Source organism: Stutzerimonas chloritidismutans AW-1, assembly GCF_000495915.1.
Lineage (GTDB): Bacteria > Pseudomonadota > Gammaproteobacteria > Pseudomonadales > Pseudomonadaceae > Stutzerimonas > Stutzerimonas chloritidismutans.
In genome coordinates this window covers 21,715-45,358 of the sequence record NZ_AOFQ01000054.1, presented here as the reverse complement: position 1 = coordinate 45,358, position 23,644 = coordinate 21,715, and the positions used below count along the sequence as shown (strand labels likewise).

At 63.3% G+C, this 23,644-nt stretch carries 20 protein-coding genes; 5 read left to right on the top strand and 15 right to left on the bottom strand.

The features are described 5' to 3' along the window. Positions 1–12: 12 nt before the first annotated feature. From F753_RS41590 to dksA, 12 genes are all read right to left on the bottom strand, one after another. Positions 13–888 (bottom strand): oxygenase MpaB family protein, encoded by an 876-nt coding sequence (locus F753_RS41590; RefSeq protein WP_023446152.1) that lies wholly within the window; start codon positions 886–888, stop codon positions 13–15. 137 nt (positions 889–1,025) lie between these two features. After that, on the bottom strand, positions 1,026–2,690 hold the full coding sequence (pgi, locus tag F753_RS41585; RefSeq protein ID WP_014819248.1) for a glucose-6-phosphate isomerase: 1,665 nt from the start codon (positions 2,688–2,690) through the stop codon (positions 1,026–1,028). Between the two features lie 361 nt (positions 2,691–3,051). After that, the gene (gene panD / locus F753_RS41580) at positions 3,052–3,432 is read right to left on the bottom strand and encodes an aspartate 1-decarboxylase (RefSeq protein WP_023446151.1); all 381 of its coding nucleotides are present in this window, start codon (positions 3,430–3,432) and stop codon (positions 3,052–3,054) included. Positions 3,433–3,515: 83 nt separating this feature from the next. After that, entirely contained in the window at positions 3,516–4,376 is an 861-nt protein-coding gene (gene panC / locus F753_RS41575; protein ID WP_023446150.1) for a pantoate--beta-alanine ligase, read from the bottom strand. Further along, the gene (panB, locus tag F753_RS41570; protein WP_014819250.1) at positions 4,373–5,173 is read right to left on the bottom strand and encodes a 3-methyl-2-oxobutanoate hydroxymethyltransferase; all 801 of its coding nucleotides are present in this window, start codon (positions 5,171–5,173) and stop codon (positions 4,373–4,375) included. The genes panC and panB overlap by 4 nt, the downstream gene beginning before the upstream one ends. 127 nt (positions 5,174–5,300) lie before the next feature. Then, a complete protein-coding gene (folK, locus tag F753_RS41565; RefSeq protein ID WP_014819251.1) occupies positions 5,301–5,828 on the bottom strand; it encodes a 2-amino-4-hydroxy-6-hydroxymethyldihydropteridine diphosphokinase in 528 nt (175 codons plus the stop codon). Position 5,829: 1 nt separating this feature from the next. Continuing rightward, the gene (locus tag F753_RS41560; protein ID WP_023446149.1) at positions 5,830–7,224 is read right to left on the bottom strand and encodes a polynucleotide adenylyltransferase PcnB; all 1,395 of its coding nucleotides are present in this window, start codon (positions 7,222–7,224) and stop codon (positions 5,830–5,832) included. Positions 7,225–7,959: 735 nt separating this feature from the next. Continuing rightward, positions 7,960–9,372 carry a sigma-54-dependent transcriptional regulator gene (locus tag F753_RS41555; protein WP_014819253.1) on the bottom strand — a complete coding sequence of 471 codons (1,413 nt, stop codon included), beginning with the start codon at positions 9,370–9,372 and terminating at the stop codon, positions 7,960–7,962. Between the two features lie 61 nt (positions 9,373–9,433). After that, positions 9,434–12,388, bottom strand: a complete 2,955-nt coding sequence (locus F753_RS41550; protein ID WP_023446148.1) for a sensor histidine kinase — start codon at positions 12,386–12,388, stop codon at positions 9,434–9,436. Continuing rightward, positions 12,372–12,548, bottom strand: coding sequence for a hypothetical protein (locus tag F753_RS49610; RefSeq protein WP_003284901.1), 177 nt, complete (start codon positions 12,546–12,548; stop codon positions 12,372–12,374). The genes F753_RS41550 and F753_RS49610 overlap by 17 nt, the downstream gene beginning before the upstream one ends. 95 nt (positions 12,549–12,643) lie before the next feature. Then, positions 12,644–13,549, bottom strand: a complete 906-nt coding sequence (gene gluQRS, locus F753_RS41540; protein WP_023446147.1) for a tRNA glutamyl-Q(34) synthetase GluQRS — start codon at positions 13,547–13,549, stop codon at positions 12,644–12,646. Positions 13,550–13,639: 90 nt separating this feature from the next. Further along, positions 13,640–14,086 carry an RNA polymerase-binding protein DksA gene (gene dksA / locus F753_RS41535; RefSeq protein ID WP_003284903.1) on the bottom strand — a complete coding sequence of 149 codons (447 nt, stop codon included), beginning with the start codon at positions 14,084–14,086 and terminating at the stop codon, positions 13,640–13,642. A gap of 191 nt (positions 14,087–14,277) precedes the next feature. Between dksA and F753_RS41530 the strand changes: the two genes are divergently transcribed. The 5 genes from F753_RS41530 (at position 14,278) to F753_RS50370 (ending at position 18,557) form a co-directional block, all read left to right on the top strand. Continuing rightward, on the top strand, positions 14,278–15,450 hold the full coding sequence (locus tag F753_RS41530) for a pyridoxal phosphate-dependent aminotransferase (protein ID WP_023446146.1): 1,173 nt from the start codon (positions 14,278–14,280) through the stop codon (positions 15,448–15,450). Then, positions 15,450–16,157, top strand: coding sequence for a DNA/RNA nuclease SfsA (sfsA, locus tag F753_RS41525; RefSeq protein WP_023446145.1), 708 nt, complete (start codon positions 15,450–15,452; stop codon positions 16,155–16,157). Before F753_RS41530 ends, sfsA begins: the two co-directional genes overlap by 1 nt. 272 nt (positions 16,158–16,429) lie before the next feature. Then, the gene (gene rfbD / locus F753_RS41520; RefSeq protein ID WP_023446144.1) at positions 16,430–17,350 is read left to right on the top strand and encodes a dTDP-4-dehydrorhamnose reductase; all 921 of its coding nucleotides are present in this window, start codon (positions 16,430–16,432) and stop codon (positions 17,348–17,350) included. 112 nt (positions 17,351–17,462) lie between these two features. Beyond that, positions 17,463–18,362: an AEC family transporter gene (locus F753_RS41515; protein ID WP_023446143.1), complete on the top strand. Its 900-nt coding sequence runs from the start codon at positions 17,463–17,465 to the stop codon at positions 18,360–18,362. A 108-nt stretch (positions 18,363–18,470) separates the two neighbouring features. Next, on the top strand, positions 18,471–18,557 hold the full coding sequence (locus tag F753_RS50370) for a small membrane protein YohP (RefSeq protein WP_443977743.1): 87 nt from the start codon (positions 18,471–18,473) through the stop codon (positions 18,555–18,557). Positions 18,558–18,619: 62 nt separating this feature from the next. Here F753_RS50370 and F753_RS41510 read toward each other — a convergent pair whose 3' ends face one another. The 3 genes from F753_RS41510 to F753_RS41500 all read right to left on the bottom strand — a co-directional run bounded on the left by F753_RS41510 (position 18,620) and on the right by F753_RS41500 (position 23,557). Then, entirely contained in the window at positions 18,620–19,345 is a 726-nt protein-coding gene (locus F753_RS41510) for a VC0807 family protein (RefSeq protein WP_023446142.1), read from the bottom strand. Positions 19,346–19,445: 100 nt separating this feature from the next. Continuing rightward, a complete protein-coding gene (locus F753_RS41505) occupies positions 19,446–20,393 on the bottom strand; it encodes a lysylphosphatidylglycerol synthase transmembrane domain-containing protein (RefSeq protein ID WP_023446141.1) in 948 nt (315 codons plus the stop codon). Between the two features lie 356 nt (positions 20,394–20,749). After that, on the bottom strand, positions 20,750–23,557 hold the full coding sequence (locus F753_RS41500) for a hybrid sensor histidine kinase/response regulator (RefSeq protein WP_023446140.1): 2,808 nt from the start codon (positions 23,555–23,557) through the stop codon (positions 20,750–20,752). Between the last annotated feature and the right edge of the window lie 87 nt (positions 23,558–23,644).

The following is a 23,644-nucleotide window of genomic DNA, read 5'->3' as shown; positions in this document are numbered from 1 at the left end:
GGTTGCCTGGCGCTAGCGTGGCGGCAGGCCCATGCGTCGACGCGCGCGGTGTACGGAGCCGCTGCGTACGGCCCAGCGCACTACCGGCGCGGTGCTGCGAACCCCGGTGCGGATCAGCTGGCGTCGGCTTTCGCTCAGTGTCAGGCCAAGCATTTCCTGAGCCCATTCGGGCAAGAGCTCGACACCAGCGTGCAGCATCAGCGTTCCGAAAGGCCTGAGCAGGGGGCTGGGCGCCGGGGCGGTACGCAGTGTCTGCAGGATTTCCAGCGCACGCTCGTCGCTCCGGAGCTGGGGGCTGGTGCGCTCGAGATAAGCCTCGATCTGCGCGCGCGAACGCGGCACGTCACCGGCGCCGAGGCGCTCGGCGATCAGCGCCACTTCGGCGTAATAGCGATCCTGCTCGGCAGCGGGTAGATCCGGATTGAGGTAGCGCAAGTGGGACTTGAGAAAGCTGCTGACCTCGGCGACGTGCACCCAGGTCAGCAGGTCGGGATCCGACGCGGCGTAGGGACGACCATCCGGCGCCGTACCGGATACGCCTGCATGAATCCGTTTGACCCGCTCGATCAGCCGGTCGGCATCGGCGTGGCTACCGAAGGTAGTGGCGGAGATGAACTGCCCGGTGCGCCGCAGGCGGCCGAGCAGGTCCTCGCGAAAATTAGAGTGATCCCACACACCGGACAGCGCCAACGGGTGCAGCGCCTGCAATAGAAGTGCGGAGATTCCGCCAACCATCATCGAGGTGAAGTCGCCATGCACGCGCCAGCACACGGACTCAGGCCCGAACAGGCCGGGATCGCCCGGAGGATTTTCGTAATCGACACCGCCGATCGCCAGCCCGGTAAGGCTGAGCACGCGGGTTTCGATATGACGGCGAATGAATTCCATGGCGACAGCGCTGTTGGCTTGGCAAGCGGCGATGTTACCTGAACAGACGCAGAGGGCTCGCCAATTGGCGGTGGTAACGGGGGAAGGAGGAGAGACCGGACAGCAGCGCCGCACTGTTGTCCGGTCGAGGGGCGATATCAGCCGCGGTGGCGGCCGCGGAAGAAGTCGATCAGGCCCTGGGTGGAGGCATCCTCTGCGGGCGCAGCATCGAAGCGGGTCATCTGGTTGTAGACGGCCTTGCCCAGATCCTTGCCGAGCTCCACGCCCCACTGGTCGAAGGAGTTGATCCCCCAGATCACGCCTTGGACGAAGACCTTGTGCTCGTACAGCGCGATCAGTGCGCCGAGGCGGCCGGGGCTGATGGTTTCCATCACCACGGTGTTGCTCGGGCGGTTGCCGGGGATCACTTTGTGCGGGGCGAGACGCTGCACCTCGGCTTCGCTGAGGCCCTTGGCGCGCAGTTCAGCCTCGGCTTCTTCGCGCGTCTTGCCGCGCATCAAAGCCTGGCTCTGCGACAGGCAGTTGGCGTAGAGCCACTCGTGGTGATCGGCGACAGGGTTGTGGCTGACCACGGGCACGATGAAGTCGGCCGGGATCAGCGGTGTGCCCTGGTGCAGCAGCTGGTGGTAGGCGTGTTGGCCGTTACAGCCGACACCGCCCCAGATCACCGGGCCGGTGGTGCAGGACACCGGTGTGCCGTCCTGGCGCACGCTCTTGCCGTTGGACTCCATGTCCATCTGCTGCAGGTGTTTGACGAAGTTGCGCAGGTAGTGGTCGTAAGGCAGGAACGCGTAGCTCTGTGCACCCCAGAAGTTGTGGTACCAGACGCCTAGCATCGCCAGCAGCACCGGCATGTTGCTTTCGAACGGCTCGCTGAGGAAATGCTGGTCCATGCTGTAGGCGCCGGACAGCAGATCCTTGAAGTTGGACATGCCGATCGCCAGGGCGATGGGCAAGCCGATCGCCGACCACAGTGAATAGCGACCACCGACCCAGTCCCACATCGGAAAGATGTTCTTTTCGCGGATACCGAATTCGACCGCCGCCTGCTTGTTGCTGGTGACGGCGATGAAGTGGCGGTAGAGCTTCTCTTCGGTGCCGCCCTTGCCCAGATACCAGGTGCGTGCGGCCTGGGCGTTCTTCAGCGTCTCGAGGGTGCCGAACGTCTTGCTGGAGATGATGAACAGCGTGGTTTCGACATTCAGCTTGGCGGTCACTTCGCGGAATTCGCTGCCGTCGATGTTCGCCAGGTAGTGCGTGCGTACGCCGTGCTGGGTGAACGGCAACAGCGCCTCGGATACCAGCTGCGGGCCGAGGAACGAGCCGCCGATGCCGATGTTCACCACGTCGGTGATGGTCTTGTCGCTGAAGCCGCGCCACAGGTTGTTGTGGATGCGGGTGACGATGTCGGTCATCTGCGCCAGCGCGGTGTGCACGTCACGCATGATGTTCTTGCCGTCGACCATCACCGATTCGCCCATCGGGCGGCGCAGGGCGGTGTGCAGCACTGGACGGTTTTCCGAGGCGTTGATGCGCTCGCCTTCGAACATCGCATGGGCTGCCTGCTCGACGCCGGCCTCGCGGGCCAGGTTCACCAGCAGGGTGCGAGTCTCGGGCGTGATGAGGTTCTTCGAGTAGTCGAGAAACAGGCCGCTGCAGGAAACCGACAGATCATCGAAGCGCGTCGGGTCGGCCTTGAATGCTTCGCGCATGCTGAAGTTCTGCATGGCCAGGCGGTGTTCTTCCAGGGCCTTCCAGGACGGCAGGCCGGTGACATCGAGCGGATGCTGGTAGTAGCTCATGGTGATGCGGCTTCCTTTGCTTTGACAGGCCGCTGAACCCCTGCAGTTGCACGCGCAGGCGCGCGTTGGTCGCGACGGGATTCAGTAATGTGTATGACCGTGCGGGCGCGCCGGCACTCCTCCTGAATGCTGCGGATGCTGGCCGAACCCGGCTTTCACCGAGCCGGTGAAGGCACATCCTATGCCATCAGAGTCAGCTCAGACAGGGGAAACCCCCACTCCGTTCCGGACCATTGCCTTCTATTCTGCCCGGGCCTGTGCTTTGGTTCGTCCACCTATCGGCCGTTCAGCCATGTTCAAACGAAAAAGCCCGAAGTGCAGAACACTTCGGGCTTCTATTCGACGACACCTGAACGGTGACTCAGGCGACCTGAACCGGGATGGCGTTGCTGGTATGGCTCAGCTCGCCGTCTGCGCCCATATAGAGCACATGCGGTTTGAAGCTGGCCAGCTCGGCCTCGCTGTAGTGCGCATAGGCGCAGATGATCAGGCGGTGGCCGACACCGGCCTTGTGAGCAGCGGCACCGTTGACCGAGATGATCTTCGAACCTTCCTCGCCGCGGATGGCGTACGTGGTGAAGCGCTCGCCATTGTCGACGTTGTAGATCTGGATCTGTTCGTATTCACGGATGCCGGCCAGGTCCAGCCATTCGCCGTCGATGGCGCAGGAACCTTCATAATCGAGCACCGAGTGAGTTACCTGGGCGCGGTGCAATTTGGCCTTGAGCATGATGGCGTGCATGGCGGGGTCCTCCGGGGGCGCAAGCGGCGCAGAGTGTGCCTTAAGCCTCGAACGTGATCAAGGCTGCGGACAAATGGCTGGGATCAGGCCGATGTGTGGATGTCCACCAGCAGGTTGTCGATCAGCCGCGTCTTGCCCAGGTAGGCGGCGGCGAGGATGACCAGCTCGGTGGAGCCCTCGCTGACCGGTTGCAGGTCGATTGCGTTGCGAATCTCCAGATAGTCCGGACGCAGGCCGGCAGCCTGCAAAGCGCTCAGGCCTTCGGCGATCAGCGCCGGGTAGTCGCGGCGACCGCCCCGGATCGCTACGTCCAGCTGGCTCAGGGTGCGGTACAGCGATGGAGCCGTGGCGCGCTCGTCTGCACTCAGATAGCCGTTGCGTGAAGACAGCGCCAGGCCGTCGGCGGCGCGAACGATCGGCTCGGAGAGGATCTGCACTGGCATGTTCAGATCGCGGACCATGGTGCGGATCACCGCCAGCTGCTGGAAGTCTTTCTGACCGAATACGGCGAGGTCCGGCAGCACCATGTTGAACAGCTTGCTGACCACGGTGGATACACCGTCGAAATGCCCGGGGCGGCTGCCACCGCAGAGACCTTCGGAAACGCCGGGCACGCGAACGATGGTCTGCTGGGCCTGGCCGTGCGGATAAATCTCTTCGACGCTCGGCGCAAAGAGCAGGTGGCAGCCGGCTTCGAACAGCTTGTCCTGATCCGCAGCGAGGGTGCGCGGGTAGTTGTCCAGGTCTTCGTTGGGGCCGAACTGCAGTGGATTGACGAAGATGCTGGCGACCACGAAGTCGGCGCGCTGCCCGGCCTTCTTCACCAGCGCGATGTGGCCGGCGTGCAGGTTGCCCATGGTCGGTACGAAGCCGATGCGCTTGCCTTCCCCACGGGCGCGGGACACTGCGGCACGCAGGTCGGCGATGGTCTTGACGATGTTCATGCGGAGAAACCGTGTTCGACTGCGGGGAATTCGGTGGCCTTGACGGCTTTCACGTAGCCGGCGATGGCGGATGGGATGTCACCGTGCTCGCGCATGAAGTTCTTGACGAACTTCGGTACGCGGCCACCGAGCGAGAGCCCGAGCATATCGTGCAACACCAGCACCTGGCCGTCGGTGTCGCTGCCGGCGCCGATGCCGATCACCGGAATCTGCACCGCCCGGGTGATGCGCGCAGCCAGTTCGCTGGGTACGCACTCGAGCAGCAGCATGGCTGCACCGGCGGCTTCCAGCGCCTTGGCGTCCTCCAGCATCTGAAGTGCCTGGGCTTCCTCGCGGCCTTGTACCTTGTAACCGCCGAAGATGTTGACCGCCTGTGGCGTCAGGCCCATGTGTGCGCAGACTGGAATGCCACGCTCGGCCAGCAGGCGGATCGACTCGGCCAGCCAGGCGGTGCCCTCCAGCTTGATCATGTGTGCGCCAGCCTGCATCAGCACGGCCGAATTGTTCAGGGTCTGCTCGGTGGTGGCGTTGGCCATGAACGGCAGGTCGGCGACGATCATCGCGCCACGATTACCGCGTTTGACGCTGGCGGTGTGATAGGCCATGTCGGCAACGGTGACCGGCAGGGTGCTGTCGTGACCTTGCAGGACCATGCCGAGTGAATCGCCGATCAGAAGCATCTCGACGCCCGCATCGCAGGCGGTCTTGGCGAAGGTGGCGTCATAGCAGGTGAGCATGACGATCTTTTCGCCCTTCTGCTTGAGCCCTTGCAGCGTGGTCAGGGTTACGTCTGGCATGAATGCCGTCCTCTTCGAGCCTCGGAGGTCAGGGTTGCCGCGCGGCGCACCGGTTGGGTGCATGGGGCCGCGGATGGCAGAGGGCGCTTATAGTCCCGGCGGCGACAGAGTAAGTCAATCGCGAGTGTTACCCGCGCGTTACGTTCGTTACCGCGGCGGTGACACCGTCATCGCCAAGCCTCTCGAGACCGCTGAATGGGCAGGCGGTGAGCAGGTCGACGAGTCGGCGACCATCGGCCAGCAGCAACTCCGCCGGAGCGACTTCAGCGAGCGGGTAGAGCACGAACGCGCGGGCTTGCAGGTGATAATGCGGAACCTGCAGACGGGGTTCGGCGATCAGGCGATCGCCGAACAGCAGGATGTCCAGATCCAGCGTACGCGGACCCCAGCGCTCCGCCTTGCGCTCACGGCCCTGGGCCTGCTCGATGCGTTGCAGGGCGTCGAGCAGATCGAGCGGCGCGAGACTGGTGTCCAGTGCGGCCACGGCGTTGACGTAACGTGGTTGGTCGGCTGGTCCGAGTGGGTCGCTGGCATAGAGTGACGATACTGCTGCGAGACTGCTCTGTGGCAAGTCAGCCAGCGCTTGCAGGGCGCCGCGCAGTTGCTGTTGCGGATCGGCCAGGTTGCTGCCCAGGCCGATGTAGACGCGTTCCATTTTACTCGGCCGGGTTGGCGGCGTTGTCGCCCGGACCACGGCGGCGGCGCCCCCCACGACGACGCTTCTTCGCTCCGCCGGCTTCTTCCTTGTTGCTGAGGCCGCGAATCATGTTGCGACGTTCGCTGTCGCTAGCTTCCTGATATTCGGTCCACCAGTCGCCGAGGCCGTTGGTTTTCTCTCCGGCGCTTTCGCGTAGCAGAAGGAAATCGTAGCCGGCGCGGAAGCGCGGATTTTCCAGCAACTGATCGGCGCGGCGCCCCTGGCGACGCGGCAGGCGCTCCTGCATGTCCCAGATCTCGCGCATAGGGATGGTGAAGCGTTTTGGAATCGCGGTGCGCCGGCACTGCTCCCAGATGATGTCGTGCGCCGCTTCCTGCATCGCTGGGATCGGCGGCATGCCACGGTCCTGCAGTTCCAGTACGCGGGCGGGCAGGGCGGGCCAGAGCAACGCGGCAAAGAGGAATGCCGGCGTCACCGGTTTTCCCTGCTGAATGCGCAGGTCGGTGTTCGCCAGGGCGTTGCGGATCAGCGTGCCGGCGTATTCCGGGTTGCGCTCGAGTGCTGCGGCGCTCGCCGGGAACAGCGGGGCGAATAGGTCGTATTCGAGCAGCAGCTCGAAGGTGCGCTCGGCCTTGCCGCCGAGGAATAGCTTGAGCACTTCGTCGAACAGGCGTGCCGAGGGAATGCCGTCGAGCAGGTCGGCGAGGTCGACGATGGGTTCGGCGCTATGCCGTTCGATCTCGAAGTCGAGCTTGGCGGCGAAACGCACGGCACGCAGCATGCGCACCGGGTCTTCCTGGTAGCGCTGCTCGGGGTCGCCGATCAGACGGATCAGGCGATTGCGGATGTCGTGTACGCCACGGGTGTGGTCGAGGATGCGCTCGGTAGTCGGATCGTAATACAGCGCATTGATGGTGAAGTCGCGGCGCTGGGCGTCGTCTTCGAGGGTGCCATAGATGTTGTCACGCAGGATGCGGCCGCTCTCGTTGCGCGAAGCGAGATGGCTGGCGTCGTCGTCATCCTCTTCCGGATGGTTGGCGCGGAAGGTGGCGACCTCGATGATCTCGCGACCGAAATGCACATGCACCAGCTTGAAACGGCGTCCGATCACGCGGGCGTTGCGGAATTCGGCGCGGACCTGTTCAGGGGTCGCGCTGGTCGCGACGTCGTAATCCTTGGGATTCAGCTGCAGCAGCAGGTCGCGCACGCAGCCGCCGACCACATATGCCTCGTAACCCGCCTGCTGCAGTCGTTCGACCACGCTCACCGCGTAACGACTGATCTCGTTGCGATGCAGGGAATGCTGCCGGCTGGACAGAATTTCAGGTGTGCGGCGGGGATGCGGGATGCGGCGCAGAGGAAGACGAAAAGACTGGAACAGCTTTTTCAGCATGGGGGGCAACTGTGTGGCGGAAGACGGGCCGGTGTCGCGAATGGCCGCGAAACCTGCGCGGATTCTAGCACCGAGAGTGCTGGATGTTGAACGATGCGTAGGGAGGTGTCAAAAAGCATCGTGCGCCGCGTCACGCAGGCAGTGCTTGGCGCAGGGCGGAGGCCACGCGATTGTCGAGCAGTAAGACTGCTGTGAAGGAAAATGGGTAAGCCCCGGATAGCACAAAGGGGAGCCGAAGCTCCCCTTTGAATACTGTTGCGTGCTTTATTGTTATTAGTCGCTCAGGCGTTGCTGTTTTTGTTGTTCGCCTGTTCCATCGGGCCGTGGCCGTCAGGAGCACTCCACACTGGGAGCTAATAGCAAACGGATTTCTTTGGTCGCTGACTTTGCCTTGATCTTCGATCCAACCAGTGCGGGCCCTGCTGATGCAGTTTTTTGTTGTTCTCGGCCTGGTCGTGGGGCGAACCCCGTGGCAAGTCCTCTCCAAAAGAATCAGTTAGCTGCGCCTCCGCCTTCTTGTCGTTATTTTGCTGGAGCCGTTACGTCTTGTTCTTATTGTGGGGTCTGCTTGTTATTGTTGTTGTTCCTGTACGTAAGCAGTTGCCGTGCCAGCTTTAGAAAATCCTTATTTATCAACGGCTTGGTAATTATCTAGACTGAGGGGGCAATAAAAAACCGGGGCAGCGTTACCGTTGCTCCCGGTTTTTGTTACGAGTCATGGCGGGCGGTAACAGATTACCCGGCCGCGCTACTCGACTTGCGCCGCGGAATGCCCAGGCGCTGGCGGCGTTCCCACAGACATTTGCGGCTGATGCCCAGCTTGCGAGCCAGCTCGGTCTCGGTCATGTGATCCTGATGCTCGAGCACGAAGTGCTGGAAGTAGTCCTCCAGCGACAGATCCTCGGTCGGCTCGTTGCCCGTGGCAATGCCGCGAATGGTGCCAAGGGGCTCGTCGAAATCGTCGTCCAGTTCGTCCAGCTCGATATCGATGCCCAGCAGCTCGGCATCGATCTCCGGGCTTTCGCTGAGAATGGCTGCGCGCTCGATCGCGTTTTCCAGCTCGCGAACGTTGCCCGGCCACGAGTAGTGACGGATCGCCTGCTCGGCATCGCGGGAAAAATGCAGCTCGTCGCTGCTCATGCGCTCACCCTGGCGTGCCAGGAAGGCTTTGGCGATCTCCAGCACGTCACCACCTCGCTCACGCAGCGGCGGCAGCTTGAGCGCGATGACGTGCAGGCGGTAATAGAGGTCTTCACGGAACTGGCCGGTCTTGGCCAGGGTTTTCAGGTCGCGGTGCGTGGCAGCGATCAGGCGTACGTCGACCTTTTGTGACTGCACCGAACCAACCCGGCGGATCTCGCCTTCCTGCAGGACCCGGAGCAGACGTGCCTGTGCCTCAAGCGGCAGTTCGCCGATCTCGTCGAGGAACAGCGTGCCACCGTCAGCGGCTTCGACCAGCCCAGCGCGGCCAGCGCTGGCGCCGGTGAAGGCGCCTTTCTCGTGTCCGAACAGTTCGGATTCGATCAGCGTTTCCGGGATGGCCGCGCAGTTGACGGAAATCATCGGGGCCTTGGCGCGGCGCGAGAGGTTATGCAGCGCGCGAGCGACCAGTTCCTTGCCGGTGCCCGATTCGCCCTGGATCAGCACGTTGGAGTCGGTCGGGGCGACCTTGCGGATCTTGCCGAACAGGTCCTGCATGGGCGCGCAGTGGCCGATGATGCCGATGTCTTCTCGGTCGGTTGTCGCTGAGGCGGCGCTTGCGCCACGGGAGGGCTGCGCTTGTGTCGCTGCGTTGTGCTGATGGTCGGTGAGGATGCGTGCCACGGTCTGCAGCATCTCGTCATGGTCGAACGGTTTGGCGATGTAGTCGACTGCGCCCATCTTCATCGAGTCCACGGCCGAGCGCAGGCTGGCGTAGCTGGTCATGATCAGCACCGGGGTACCTTCGGCGAGCTTGATCAGCTCGGTGCCGGGGGCGCCGGGAAGTCTCAGGTCGCTGACGATGAGGTCGAAACCCGGGATGCTGTAGCGCTCCTGTGCTTCCTGCACCGAGCCGGCTTCGCTGACCTCGTACTGGTTACGCTCGAGGAGGCGTCGCAGGGCGGAGCGGATGATGGTTTCGTCTTCGACGATCAGAATGTGTGACATCAGTACTCTCTCGACGGTCTGGAGGCATAACCGGCAAAGGGCCGGCACGGCAGTCGCCTCTTCAACTTACGGCATGGGACGCTTCGACATGCCGCGGCAGGGTGATGCGAAAACGGGTGCCGCGCTGTGTTTCCGGGTCGGCCGGGCTGTCGATATCGATCTGGCCATAATGCTCTTCAATGATCGAATAGACCAGCGCGAGGCCCAGGCCGGTGCCTTCGCCAGGGTCCTTGGTGGTGAAGAATGGCTCGAACAGCCGGTCCTGGATGTCCTTCGGAATGCCGCTGCCTTCGTCTTCCACCGTCAGGTACACAGTCTGTTCGGCAACTTCGCTGCTGATGCGGATCAAGCCGCCTTGCGGCGACGCGTCGCGGGCGTTGGATAGCAGGTTGATCAGCACCTGGGCGAGCCGCTGTGGATCGCCCTCGGCGAAGTGCGTCGGATCGCAGATGTTGATGAACTGCACTTCGGTGCGGTTGCGGTTGAGCGAGAGCAGGCCGATGGCGTCCTGCGTCACCTGCGCCAGGCTCACCGGATACAGCTGGTGCTGTCGCTCGCCGGCATGGGCGAAGCTCATCAGCGATTGCACGATGCGCGATACGCGTTTGGTCTGCTCGATGATCTGGCCGCTGATCTCGACGATCTCCCCGTCGCCTTCGCGTTCGTCCCGCAGGTTCTGCGCCAGGCAGGCGATGCCGGTGATCGGGTTGCCGATCTCGTGCGCCACGCCGGCGGCCAGGCGGCCAATGCTCGCCAGGCGTTCGGAGTGAACCAGGCGGTCTTCGAGCTGCTGTGTTTCGGTCAGGTCCTCGACCAGCAGCACGAGGCCGCTGTTGCCCGGTGCCAGTGGCTCGGCAATGGCTGCCTTGTGCAGGTTGAGGCAGCGGCGATGGCCGTTGTGCGCCAGCCGCTGCTTGTGCAGGTGTTCATCGGCCTGCTCGATGAAGTCGCTCAGCAGGCTGCGCCAGGGTTCGGCGATGGTCGTCAGGCGCGAGCCGACGACTTGCAGCGCGGGGATCTCGGTGAGTTCCTCGAGCGCACGGTTCCACATGAGGATTTCCTGATCCTTGGCCAGCGAGCAGACGCCCATGGGCAGCTCCTGCAGTGTTTGCCGGTGATAGCGGCGCAGGGCGTCCAATTCTGCGGCCAGGCCGGTCAGGCGCGAGTGATACTCCTCCAGCCGGCTTTCGATGAAGTGGATGTCCTCGGTGATGTAGCCGTCGGCACCGTTCTTGTAGGCCAGGAAATTCTCGACGATGTCCTGGGCTACGCTGGGGCCCATCAGGCCGGAGAGATTGGCTTCGATACGATCGCGCAGGCGGCGCAGCGCGTAGGGGCGATGCTCGTCGAACGGTAGCTGCAGATCGCGCAGGGCCTGTTCCACCTCCCGTTGCGCGGTCTTGGCGCCCAGTGGCTTGGCCAGCTGGGTGGCGAACTCCTGTGGTGAGGCGGCGATCAGTTCGCGCCGTTGCGGGCGGCGGACGTTCTCTACGGCGCAGGCCTCGGCAGCGCTCTGCTCCTCGGGGCTGGTTTCACTGAAGATCGAGAACAGCGAGAACGCCAGGACGTTGACCGCCAGTGACGCGATTGCCGCCAGGTGCCAGCTGGTGTCGTCCAGTACATAGACGACGTTGAACAGCGGAATGTAGAAGCCGTCCAGGTTGCCCACCAGCGGTAGCAGCATGGTCACTACCCAGACGCCGATGCCGGCCAGCAGGCCCGCGATGTAGCCGCGGCGATTGGCGGTCGGCCAGTAGAGCACGGACAGCACGCCCGGCAGGAACTGCAGGGTGGCGACGAAGGCGACGATGCCGAGGTTGGACAGGTCCTGCTCGGCACCGAGCAGCAGGTAGAAGCCGTAGCCGGCCATGATGATGGCGAAGATCAGGCTGCGGCGCGTCCACTTCAGCCAGCGGTAGATGTTGCCTTCGCTGGATGGCTGATACAGCGGCAGCACCAAGTGGTTGAGCGCCATGCCCGACAGTGCCAGGGTGCTGACGATGATCAGCCCGCTGGATGCCGAGAGACCGCCGACGAAGGCCAGCAGCGCCAGGATTTCGCTCTGTGCGGCGATGCCCAGACCTAAGGTGAAGTACTCGGGGTTGGTGCTGACCCCCAGCTTGAGTCCGGCCCAGAGGATCAGCGGCACGGCCAGGCTCATCAGCAGCAGATAGAGTGGCAGGCCCCAGCTGGCGCCCACCAGGCCGCGAGGATCGAGGTTCTCGGTGAAGGTCATGTGATACATGTGCGGCATCACGATGGCCGAGGCAAAGAACACCAGCAGCAGTGTGCGCCAGGGCCCTTCCTGCAAGGGCGTGTGCAATGCCTGCAGCGCCGACTGGTTCTGCAGCAGCCAGATCTCCAGCTGATGCGGGCCGCCGAATACCACATACAGGGCGTAGAGGCCGATGGCACCGAAGGTCACCAGCTTGACGATGGATTCGAAGGCGATGGCGAACACCAGGCCTTCGTGCTTCTCCCGCGTGGCGATGTGGCGGGCGCCGAAGAGGATGGTGAACAGCATGATCATCAGGCAATAGCCCAGCGCCACGCGCTCCTGCAGCGGCTCCAGAGTGAGAATGCCGATGGCGTCGGCCACCGCCTGGATCTGCAGGGCGAGCAACGGCAGCATGCCGATCAGCATGACCAGCGTGGTCAGCGCCCCGCTCCAGGTGCTGCGAAAGCGGAAGGCGACCAGATCGGCCAGTGACGAGAGCTGGTAGGTGCGGGTGATCCGCAGGATCGGATAGAGCAGCACCGGCGCCAGCAGGAACGCGCCGCAAACCCCCAGATAGGTGGCGAGAAAGCCGTAACCGTACTGGTAGGCCAGGCCAACCGTGCCGTAGAAGGCCCAGGCGCTGGCGTAGACGCCCAGCGACAATGTGTAGGTCAGCGGGTGGCGGATCACCCAGCGTGGAATCAATCCGCGCTCGCTGACCCAAGCGACGCCGAACAGCATGATCAGGTAGGCAACGCTGATCAGGATCAGGTGGCTCAGGCTAAAGCTCGTCTGCATCACGCTGGCTCTGGAGGATGAAGGTCACCACGATGAGGATCAGCCACAGCACGTAGGGCCGATACCAGGCCCCGTTGGGGTCGATCCACCAGTCCATGATGGCGGGGGAGAACAGATAGATCCCCACCACCAGGAGCAGCACCAGTCGGTAGATATACATGCCGGGTCTCGTGTCGGAAGTGGGGCGATGGTAGAGCAGCGGCGGGCGGCAAGCCACCTGCGGCAGGCAAAAGCTGGCGCAGCGTGGCAATCCGCCTAGCGCAGCTGCGATTCGGCCAGTGTCCGTGTGCGAGGGATGCGCTGAGCGTCCCAGTGCAGCACCGCCCAAGCGAGGATGTCGGCTGGCAGTGCGTCGTTCAGCTCTGTGGGCGGTTGCTGGCCCAGCGCGCGCAAAGCACGCAGCAGCAGCGGACAGGCCTCGTGAGGCTGCAAGGGTGGCGAGCGGTAACTCTTGCCCAGCTTGTGTCCATCCGGCTGGATGATCAGCGGCAGATGCAGATAGCGCGGCTGGGGTAGACCGAGCACTTCCTGCAGGTACAGCTGGCGCGGCGTGGAGTCGAGCAGATCGGCACCGCGTACGACGTCGGTTACTCCCTGCCATGCGTCATCCAGCACCACCGCCAGCTGATAGGCGATCAAGCCGTCGCGACGGCGGATCACGAAGTCGCCGACCTCGCGACCCAGATGCTGGCGGAATTCGCCCTGCACGCGGTCGGTGAAGCCGTACGCGCTATCAGGCACCTGCAGGCGTATGGCGGCGTCGTCGAGACCGTGGCCGGCGTTGCGGCAGAAACCCGGGTAGGGGCCCGGATAGCTTTCGAGCTGCTTGCGCGAGCAGGTGCAGGCATACGCCAAGCCTTCATCCAGCAGGCGCTCGATGGCGGCGCCGTAGGCGACCTGACGCTCGCTCTGGCGCAACATTTCGCCGTCCCATTCGAATCCGTAGCTCGACAGCGTCTCGACGATGGCTCGCTGGGCGCCGGGCATCTCCCGTGGCGGGTCGATGTCTTCCATGCGCAGCAGCCAGCGGCCGCCGACCGCGCGGGCGTCAAGATAGGAAGCGAGGGCGGCCACCAGTGAGCCGAAATGCAGATAGCCGCTGGGTGTCGGGGCAAAACGGCCGACGTAGCGATGGGCTTGGGACGGGGCAGGAAAGGGCATGTTGGGGCCGGCGCTATCTGGGATGGCGGGGCGGATGAAACGCTGCAGAGCCTGGAAATGAAGCGGGGCGCCGAAGCGCCCCGTTCGGGATCAGGAACCGATCTGCTTTTCCTTGATCTCCGCCAGCGTCTTGCAGTCGATGCAGAGCGTAGCGGTAGGGCGGGCTTCCAGTCGGCGGATGCCGATCTCGACGCCGCAGGAATCGCACCAGCCGTACTCGTTGTCTTCGATCAGCTGCAGCGTCTCGTCGATCTTCTTGATCAGCTTGCGCTCGCGGTCGCGGGCGCGCAGTTCCAGGCTGAACTCTTCTTCCTGGCTGGCACGGTCGGCCGGATCAGGGAAGTTGGCAGCCTCGTCCTGCATGTGGTGCACGGTGCGATCGACCTCTTCCATCAGCTCCTGTTTCCACTTGTTCAGGATGCCGGTGAAATGGGCGCGCATCTTGTCGCTCATGTATTCCTCGCCCTTGCTTTCCTTATAGGGCTCGAAGGCGCGAATCAGTTGCTTGCTCGACGGTGTTTCTTTGGTAATGGGCATGGATGAACGCCTCTCGCTATGTCCATTGCGCAGGATGATTTGTCCCTTGCCGGCCCGTGCCGGCCCTGCGGCTGCAAGCGGGCGAACTTACCAGATCGGATCGGGGCGCGCTACTCCCGAATCCAACAGTAACTGCAGCGGTATCGGGACCTTGGGTAGAATTCACGTTTCGTTCTCAACAGGAAGGTCAGATGACCTCGTCATACAGTGCGCGCAGCCGCGCAATCGAACCTTTCCACGTCATGGCGCTTTTGGAGCGGGCCAACCAGTTGCAAGTTCAAGGCCACGACGTCATTCATTTGGAAATCGGCGAGCCGGACTTCACCACCGCGGCGCCCATCGTGGCGGCAGGGCAGGCCGCGCTGGCCGCCGGGCACACGCGCTATACCCCGGCGCGCGGCCTGCCGCAGCTGCGTGAAGCTATTGCCGGTTTCTATGCGCAGCGCTACGGATTATCCATTGACCCCGAACGCATCCTGATTACGCCCGGCGGCTCCGGCGCGTTGCTGCTGGCTGCCAGCCTGCTGGTGGACCCCGGCAAGCACTGGCTGCTCGCCGATCCGGGTTACCCCTGCAACCGGCATTTTCTGCGCCTGGTCGAAGGTGCCGCGCAACTGGTGCCGGTCGGCCCGGAGGTTCGTTATCAGCTGACTCCGGAGCTGGTCGAGCGCTACTGGGATCGCGACAGCGTCGGTGCGCTGGTCGCCTCGCCGGCCAATCCCACCGGGACGCTGCTGGATCGCGAGGAGCTGGCTGGGCTTTCGGCAGCGCTGAAAGCGCGTGGCGGCCATTTGGTGGTCGATGAGATCTACCACGGGCTGACCTATGGCGTGGACGCGGCAAGCGTGCTGGAAGTCGACGACGACGCCTTCGTGCTCAACAGCTTCTCCAAATATTTCGGAATGACCGGCTGGCGCCTGGGCTGGCTGGTGGCGCCGCCGGCAGCCGTTCCGGAGCTGGAGAAGCTTGCGCAGAACCTCTACATCAGCGCCCCGAGCATGGCTCAGCACGCGGCCCTGGCGTGTTTCCAGCCGGCGACGCTGGAGATTCTCGAGGCGCGCCGCGGCGAGTTCGCCCGCCGCCGTGATTTCCTCTTGCCAGCCTTGCGGGAGCTCGGCTTCGGTATCGCGGTCGAGCCGCAGGGCGCGTTCTATCTGTACGCCGACATCAGCGCCTTTGGCGGCGATGCCTATGCGTTCTGCCAGCACATGCTGGAAACAGAGTTCGTCGCGATCACCCCAGGCCTGGATTTCGGTCGTTTCCAGGCCGGACATCATGTGCGTTTCGCCTACACCCAGGACCTGCCGCGCCTGGAACAGGCTGTCGAGCGCATTGCCCGCGGCTTGCGCAGCTGGCAATCCTGATGCGTTTCGCGCAACCGCTGGAGCAGGGGCGACTGGTCAGGCGCTACAAGCGTTTTCTTGCCGATATCATCACCGACGAGGGCGAAGCGCTGTGCATCCACTGCCCCAACACCGGCTCGATGCTCAATTGCATGGGCGAGGGTGCGCGGGTGTGGTTCCAGCGCAGCAGCGATCCACGGCGCAAACTGCCGGGGACCTGGGAGCTGGTCGAAACCCCGCAGGGGCGGTTGGCGTGCGTGAACACGGCGCGGGCTAATCCGCTGGTCGAGGAGGCGCTGCTGAACGGGCAGATTGCCGAGTTGGCCGGTTTCACGACGCTCAAGCGCGAGGTGGCTTATGGTGTGGAGAACAGCCGAGTGGATTTTCGTCTCGACTACGCCGGGACTGCCGCCTTCGTCGAGGTGAAGAGTGTCACCCTCGGCTTTGCTGAAACGCCAGTGGCGGCCTTTCCCGACGCCGTAACGACACGCGGCGCCAGGCACCTGCGTGAGCTGGCGACGCTGGCCCGTGCCGGTGTGCGTGCGGTGCAGCTGTACTGCGTCAATTTGAGCGGCATCGAAGCAGTGCGGCCGGCCGAGGAGATCGATCCGGCCTATGCCGCTGCGCTGCGGGAAGCGCAGGCGGCAGGCGTGGAAGTACTGGCTTACGGCGTCGATATTTCCGTCGAGGAGTTGCGTATTACTGGCCGATTGCCGGTATTGCTCTGATGGGCGGACGGTCGTGACGGTTGGAAAATTTTTCTGCCCGGCTCGGGAACAAAGCGCCTTTCGTCTGGCCTCAACGAGGCTGGAAACCACATCCATCACTTACGGGAAGGCTCTGCTCCGCTGTTCGACGCGGCGTTACGACGCGTTCCAGCCCGTTTTCGATGGCTCCTGCGGCGACAGCGCGACATCTCTGATGCGCGTGTAGCACCGTGGATGAAACTAATTTCGGACGCTCGCGCCTGGCGCGGGCGTCGTCGATGAGGCTACAAAGAATGCGAATCCTGGTTTGCGGTGCCGGCGGCCAAGTGGGTCGAGAACTGGTGGAACGGGCAGCAAGTTTCGGGCTGGAGGTGCTGGCGCCTGCACGGGCCCAGCTGGACATCGCGCAACCCGAGCAGGTTGCGGCAGTGATGCGTCAACGTCCTGGGCTGATCATCAATGCGGCCGCCTATACCCATGTGGACAATGCCGAATCTCATCGTGAGCAGGCCTATGCGGTAAACCGCGACGGCGCACGCCACCTCGCCGAGGCGGCCGAGCACGCTGGCGTTCCGTTGTTCCATATATCCACCGACTATGTGTTCTCCGGTGAGGCCGATCGCCCCTATACCGAGAGCGACGAAACCGGTCCGACCGGCGTCTACGGAGCGAGCAAGCTGGCGGGCGAGGAAGCGATCCGAGGGCGTCTGCAATCGCATCTGATCCTTCGCACCAGCTGGGTTTATGGCGTGCACGGGCACAACTTCGTCAAGACCATGCTGCGGCTCGCCCGGCAGCGCGATGCGCTTGGTGTGGTGAGCGACCAGATAGGCTGCCCCACCCAGGCTGGCAGCATCGCTTCGGTGTTGCTCGAACTGGCACGCCGCTACGCAGCCGGCGCGGATCTCGCCTGGGGGGTGTACCACTACAGCGGCGTACCGGCTTGTTCGTGGTATGACTTCGCCGTGGAAATCTTCCGTCAGGGCGAAGGCGCCGGGCTGATCTCGCGGCAGCCGACGGTGTCGCCGATTGCCACGGCGCAGTACCCGACTCCCGCCCGGCGGCCGGCCTGGTCGGTGCTCGACTGCAGCCGCTTCGAGTCGACCTTTGACCTCGCGCCCCGTCACTGGCAGGAAGACCTGGCCGATGTGCTGGCGATCCTGCGTCAGCAGGAGCACCCGGCGATCAGCCGTGAGCGGTCCTCCCGCGCCTGACAGAAAGTGCACGGCAGTTACCCGGCGCCGTGCGATTTCCCTGACCTCCGGTGTATTCTTGCGCCCCCGCGCCAAGGCGTGGCCTGACGTTCGGCTCTAGAAGGGGCGCAGCATGGTAGTGGTGTTGGCAATCCTGCCGATCTTCGGTCTGATCACGCTCGGCTATCTGTTCGGCTGGCGGCAATGGCTCAACAACGAAGGAGCGGCCGGGCTGGCCAGTGTCACCTTCAAGCTGTTCATGCCGGCAGTGCTGTTTACCGGGATCGCCCGCGCCGAGCTGAGTAATGGCATGTCGCCAATGCTGCTGCTGGCCTATTTCGTACCGGTGCTGCTGGTGTTCCTGCTGGTCAATCTGGTCGCTCACCGCCGCGCCGGGCGCGCCACTCCGCTTGGTCTTACGGCCGCCTACTCGAACAACGTATTGGTCGGCATCCCGCTGGTGACCACGCTGCTTGGCGCTGAAAGCCTGGTCTATGTGTTCGCCATCCTGGTGTTTCACAGTCTCGTCCTGTTCTCGCTGCAGAGCTTCTACGCGGCACTGGGTGACGGCGACAAGGTCAGCGCTCCGGCGCTGCTGAGGAATCTGGCGAATCCGCTGATCATCGGTCTGGTGCTCGGTGCCCTGTTGAATCTATCCGGGCTCGAGCTGCCCGAGCCGCTCTGGCGCGTCGCTGTATGGCTGGCGCAGGCGGCATTGCCCTGTGCGCTGATGGTGCTGGGCATAAGCCTGTCGCGCTATCGCCTGCGGCCAAACGGGACGGCGCTGCTGCTGACGCTGGTCAAACTGGCGGCGTTTCCGGCACTGGTCTGGTGGCTGAGCGGGTTGCTGCCAGGGCTGAATCAGGATGCACGCAACGTGCTGGTGCTGCTTGCAGCCTGCCCGAGCGGCGTTAACGTGCTGGCGTTCGTCAAGCATTCCGAGGACACGCGAGCGGTCAGCTCGACCGTGTTTCTCTCGACCGTGACTGCACTCATCAGCCTGCCGCTATGGATGCTGCTTGCGGCTGGCTAGTGGAACGCTCAGCGGTCAGCGACTAGGACTCCGCTGCAGTTTTGACGAACGGCTCCGGGACAGGACTGTCACAAAAATCACAGACCTGAAAAAACCGGAGAGCACGGCATGTTGAAATTCATCGGCGGGACCGCAGGCATCATCTTCATCATCGGCCTGATCGTGGTGATCGGGATATTCAAGCTGCTGTTCTGACGAGCGGGGGCGACAGGCCGGCCGGCGCAAGCCCGCCGGCCTTTTTCATGCGCGGCTATTTGTTAGCTGCGCGGTTCCTGCGCCGAGGTTGCCATGATGTCCTCGAGTCGCAGGCCGGTCAGCCCGTGGATGGTGCGCCAGAGGTAGAAGAAGATCGCCATCATCATCAACATGCTGGGAATGGCGATCATCGGGTAGCTGAGCAGGGTCATGCGGCCCAGTTCGGCGTTGAAGGCTTCGCTGCCGGCGGGGCTGTTGACGATCCATTTGGCCAGCACGTAATTCATGAACGACGAGAAGAAGAAGGTGCCGCTGAGCAGGTAGGTCGCCCGCAGCAGCCGCGTTTCGAAGTGTTCGACCTGGCCGTTTTGCTCGAGCTGTTCGTGGATCTTGTCCACGTTGAGCACTTTAGGGTTGTACAGCAGGGTGCGAATCAGCGGGTAGCGGGTGCGCGTCGAGGCCAGCACGGCGATGCCGATGATGCCGGGAACCGCTGCTTCCTTGATGGCGAGCCACTGGGTATCGAGCTGAAGCAGCCCGATGCCGCCAGTCAGCAGCACGCTGATCAGGCCGAGCAGGGCTATCCAGTTGAACTTGCGGTATTTGGCCAGCTCCCACAGCCCCCAGCCCAGCGGAAAGGCCAGGGCAAGCAGCAGTGCACCGTCTGCGCCGAGGCGGTCTTCACCACTGAGCTTCATCAGGATCAGCGAGGGAATCAGGATGCTGACGGCCAGGTCGATTAGCGGGCGCGGTTTGTGTTCGGCGTGGGTCTGGTCGGTATCGGTCATGACATCGGGTTGGTCTGGAGAGGGCTGCATGATCGCCTGTGTTGCGGTCATTCGCCATACCATCTTCGTCGGGATGGCGATTGGTATCGTTTCCCCAGCATCAATGTTCGGACGCTGCGCTGCGTTTCGCGCGCCATTGGCCGTACTCGAATATCAGTACGACGATCATGGCCAGAGCGAAGGGCAGTAGCAGATAGAAACCGCGGAACACGATGAGTGCTGCCAGCACGTCCACCGTGGGAATTTCCGGAAGGGCGGCTACGAAGGTCAGCTCCAGCACACCGAGCCCGCCGGGTGCGTGGGACAGCAATGCCAGGGTGAAGGAGGCGAGGAATACGCCGAGGATGGTCAGATAGCCCGGGTTGTGTTCCGGCGGCAGCGCGAAGTAGATGATCGCCGCGGCGCAGAGCAGCTCAAGCGGGCCCGCCAGCAGCTGACGGCCGACGATTGGCAGTCGCGGGTACTCGATGTGCCATTTGCCCAGCCGCCACGGTGGCAACTGACGCCATGCGCCGAACGCATAGAGCGCGACCAGCATGAGCAGGGTCGAACCGACGGCGATGGATACCCAGCTGTCGCTATCGACAGCCCGATGAAGAAGCTGCGGTTTCAGAATCAGCACGGCGCCCCCGGCGAGCAGGGTGCCCAGCGCGAAGGTCAGCGAGCAGAAGACGATCAGGATGCCGATTTCCTGGGGCGTCAGGCCCCGGCTGCGGTAGGCGCGATAGCGCACCAGGGCGCCGGAAAACACCGATGCGCCGATGTTGTGCGCCAGCGCGTAGGTGGTGAAGGAACAGAGTGCGATGAACCACCAGGACATCTTCTTGCCCAGATGAGCCATCGCGATGCGGTCGTACCAGGCCAGCGCGACATAGGCGCCCAGGGTCGACAGCGCGGCCAGCAGCCAACGCCGCGCGCCGATCGCCTGCAGGCTGTCGGTGAGCTCGCTGAGTGAGATGTTGCGCACTTCGTGGTACAGCAGGTAGCCGGACAGCAGCACGGCCAGGACTCCGATGAGGGTCCAGGCGACATCGCTCCGCTTCATCATCACGTGGCTCCTTGAGGGAAGAGGATTGGCCACGTCTTGCGCTGAAGCACACTCATCCCTGATCGACCGCCATGCCAAACCTCCACCTGTTCTCGAATCGTCAAACAATCGGCAGCTGGCGACCGGTTTTGTTCAGTTTTTCACCCGAGTGGTCTTCTCGCTCGGACCGGCAGGAGGAGGTTCCGCTTGGATTGGTATCCCGCAGGAGAGCGCCAATGCCTGGGCGGTCGTCTGGACATCGGTAGCCTGAGGCGATGCTGTGCATGTGGTGCAGGGGATGTAGAAGCGGTGCCAGTGGAGATTGGGACGTCGACTGTTGTGAGGGATTGGAAACCTGCGGGGACGGTAGGGCGCGGTCAGTCGACGCTCTCTGCCTGCTTGACGCGAACCCAGTGGTCGACAAGTTCGCGCAGGTTCGAGAGTTCCACCGGCTTGGCCATATGACCGTCCATGCCAGCTTCTCGCGCGCGGTCGCGGTGCTCGCTGAGGATATGCGCAGTCAGGGCAACGACGGGAGTACGCCGGCGCGCATTCCTGACTTCCCATTCACGCAGCTGGTGAGTGGCCTGAAAGCCGTCGAGCACGGGCATCTCGCAATCCATCAGGACCAGGTCATACGGCTGCGCCTTGATCGCCTCCAGCGCCTCTTCGCCGTTGCAGGCGGTGTCCGGTTGCAGGTTGAGTTTGTTCAACATGCCGCGGATGACCTTGGTGGAAATACTGTTGTCCTCGGCGACCAGGATGCGGAAGTCACTCGGGACTTCGAGCGCGGGCAGGTTCTGCGGCACCGTTGCCTGGCGCTGCTGAGTGCCCGGCTGGCGCTGCGCGAGTTCGTCGGCCAAGGTGGTCTTCAGCGTGTAACCGGCGACCGGTTTGGCGAGGATGCGCTTGATACCCGCATTGCGCGCAATGATCTTGCTCGGTGCGCTGCTCATGCCGGTGAGCATGATCAGCAGGACGTCATGGTTGAGGCTGTAATCTTCCTTGATCTTGCTCGCCAGCTGCATGCCGGTCATGCCGGGCATGTCCTGATCGAGCAGGACCACATCGAAGTATTCCTTGAGGTGCGCCTTGGTCCGCAGCAGGGCCAACGCCTCCTTGCCCGACGCAACGGCGCTGACCTCCAGGCCCCAGCCGCTGCATTGCTGGACCAGTACCTTGCGGCAGGTGTCGTTGTCATCGACGATCAGCAGGCGAGTGCCTTGCAGCGGCCCGTCCAGGTCGGCATTGCTCTGCGCCAGCCCTTCACTGGCCAGCGGTAGGCTGATCCACAAGGTGTTGCCCTGACTGGTGCCAGTCTGGATACCGAAATCACCATCCATCAGTTGCACCAGCTGGCGCGCGATGATCAGCCCAAGGCGCCCGCCATGGCGTGTCGCTGCAAGAAAGTCATGACTGTCGACCGCGGCATTGAGCAGCGCATCGCGCTCGAACGCCTCGAGTGGCCGCCCACTATCCTGCACGGTGATGCGCAGGCGCGGGCTCTCGTGCGGTCCGTCGACCGCGGCAATCAGCAACACCTCGCCTTCGTCGGTCTGCTTGAAGGCATTCTCCAGCAGGTTGAGCAGGGTCTGGCGCAGGCGGGTCGGATCGCCGGTCACGACCTGCGGCAGCTGCGGCTGAATAAAGCTGATCAGCTCGACCTTCTGCTGTTCGGCCTTGGCGCGGAAGATGCTCAGACAGTCTTCGATCAGTGCGTTGAAATCGAACTGCACGTCATCCAGCTCGATCTGGCCGGATTCCAGCTTGGAAATGTCGAGAATCTCGTTGATCAGATTGAGCAGTTCGTTGCCGGAGCTATGAATCGTCTGGACGTAGTCGCGTTGCTTGGCCGACAGCGATGTGTCCAGCAGCAATTCGCTCATGCCCAGCACGCCGTTCATTGGCGTTCTCAGTTCATGGCTGATCTTGGACAGGAAATCGGCCTTGGTCTTGAGTTCCGCGCTGCTGACGGCCGCTGCGGTGAATTGGGTGCGGCTGTCGGTCTGGCGCTGCCGTTGACGTTCGAGCAGGGCAAAGCTGAGTAGTAGCCCTGCGAGGGTCGCGAGGCTGAACAGGCCGCCAGTCAGCCAGCCCGGGTCGAGCTGGTCGAAGCCCAGCAACATGGGCATGAAGAAGATCATGCCTACGTTGAACAGGGTCGTTCCGGCCACCACCAGGCGCGCCGGCTGATAGCCCTGGCGCCAGTGATAGATCGCGACGAACAGAGTGCTGCACGATGCGGCCAGCACCAGCGAATAGATCAGCCAGCTGTACCACGGCCACTGACCGAGCAGGATGCTGGCTGCCAGCGCCAGTACCAGGTTGAGTTCGATGCCCAACAGCCAGGTGATCCAGGTTCGCCTGCGGTGATGGAAGAAACCCAGCGTGTAGCCGAGCAGCGCGGCGCTGGCGGCCATCGCCGACAGGTCGGCGATCAGCGGCTGACTGTAGGTCAGCCAGGGCAGCCACGCCGCCATGACCCCGAGATTGGCCATGGCGCAGGCCAGCAGGGCGCCGTGCAGCAGGCTCAGCCAGATATGCGTGTAGCTGAGCGTGTAGGCAAAGCGCAGCAGGTTGTAGATCATCAACAAGGCCAGTGCTCCGAAGAGCGCGCCGAATAGGTAGGCAGGCTTGCTCAGGCTTACCAGGCCGGCTTCATCGATGGTCTTGAACCAGGTCATCACCGGATGGCTGGACTGCAGGCGGATATAGGCCTCGCGTGGCTGCCCGTCATTGGGAAGGCTGAACAGGTACGCCCGGTTGGGCAGTGGCCGGGCGCTGAAGGGACGTAGTTCCCCGGTCGCCGTATGCTGCTCGAGCTTGCCGTCACGCAGCAGGTAGAAGTCCAGATACTGCACTCGCGGTGCAAACAGCCACAGCCACTTCGGTCGTGTCAGTGACGGCAGGCTGACCTGCAGCCAGACGGCTCGGTCGCTGGCCGGAGCGCTGTAGGAGAGTTTTTCGAGACGCTGGAACAGTGCGCGCTGGGAAACCACCTCGTCGAGCGTAAGCCCTCCCGACTGGTCGATCAGCATGCGCCAGTTCTGTGGCACGGAATTGGGTGGAGCGGATAGTGCTGGGGAGGGCGGCGACTGGGTAATGGACGCCAGGGCCGGAAGCGGGATCAGGTTGATCAGCAGCAGGCCGAAGAAAACAGCGATGGCAATCCGGAGCCGACCCACTTGAGAAGTCCGTTCATGTGTGTGACGGCCGATTATAGCCATGCCTTTGTCGGCCTGTAATGCGTGCGGCAGCGATAAAACTTGGCG

Coding starts and splice junctions, on each gene's coding strand:
- F753_RS41590 (WP_023446152.1), bottom strand. CDS start 888: ATGGAATTCATTCGCCGTCATATCGAAACCCGCGTGCTCAGCCTTACC.
- pgi (WP_014819248.1), bottom strand. CDS start 2,690: ATGAGCTACTACCAGCATCCGCTCGATGTCACCGGCCTGCCGTCCTGG.
- panD (WP_023446151.1), bottom strand. CDS start 3,432: ATGCACGCCATCATGCTCAAGGCCAAATTGCACCGCGCCCAGGTAACT.
- panC (WP_023446150.1), bottom strand. CDS start 4,376: ATGAACATCGTCAAGACCATCGCCGACCTGCGTGCCGCAGTGTCCCGC.
- panB (WP_014819250.1), bottom strand. CDS start 5,173: ATGCCAGACGTAACCCTGACCACGCTGCAAGGGCTCAAGCAGAAGGGC.
- folK (WP_014819251.1), bottom strand. CDS start 5,828: ATGGAACGCGTCTACATCGGCCTGGGCAGCAACCTGGCCGATCCGCAA.
- F753_RS41560 (WP_023446149.1), bottom strand. CDS start 7,224: ATGCTGAAAAAGCTGTTCCAGTCTTTTCGTCTTCCTCTGCGCCGCATC.
- F753_RS41555 (WP_014819253.1), bottom strand. CDS start 9,372: ATGTCACACATTCTGATCGTCGAAGACGAAACCATCATCCGCTCCGCC.
- F753_RS41550 (WP_023446148.1), bottom strand. CDS start 12,388: ATGCAGACGAGCTTTAGCCTGAGCCACCTGATCCTGATCAGCGTTGCC.
- F753_RS49610 (WP_003284901.1), bottom strand. CDS start 12,548: ATGTATATCTACCGACTGGTGCTGCTCCTGGTGGTGGGGATCTATCTG.
- gluQRS (WP_023446147.1), bottom strand. CDS start 13,549: ATGCCCTTTCCTGCCCCGTCCCAAGCCCATCGCTACGTCGGCCGTTTT.
- dksA (WP_003284903.1), bottom strand. CDS start 14,086: ATGCCCATTACCAAAGAAACACCGTCGAGCAAGCAACTGATTCGCGCC.
- F753_RS41530 (WP_023446146.1), top strand. CDS start 14,278: ATGACCTCGTCATACAGTGCGCGCAGCCGCGCAATCGAACCTTTCCAC.
- sfsA (WP_023446145.1), top strand. CDS start 15,450: ATGCGTTTCGCGCAACCGCTGGAGCAGGGGCGACTGGTCAGGCGCTAC.
- rfbD (WP_023446144.1), top strand. CDS start 16,430: ATGCGAATCCTGGTTTGCGGTGCCGGCGGCCAAGTGGGTCGAGAACTG.
- F753_RS41515 (WP_023446143.1), top strand. CDS start 17,463: ATGGTAGTGGTGTTGGCAATCCTGCCGATCTTCGGTCTGATCACGCTC.
- F753_RS50370 (WP_443977743.1), top strand. CDS start 18,471: ATGTTGAAATTCATCGGCGGGACCGCAGGCATCATCTTCATCATCGGC.
- F753_RS41510 (WP_023446142.1), bottom strand. CDS start 19,345: ATGACCGATACCGACCAGACCCACGCCGAACACAAACCGCGCCCGCTA.
- F753_RS41505 (WP_023446141.1), bottom strand. CDS start 20,393: ATGATGAAGCGGAGCGATGTCGCCTGGACCCTCATCGGAGTCCTGGCC.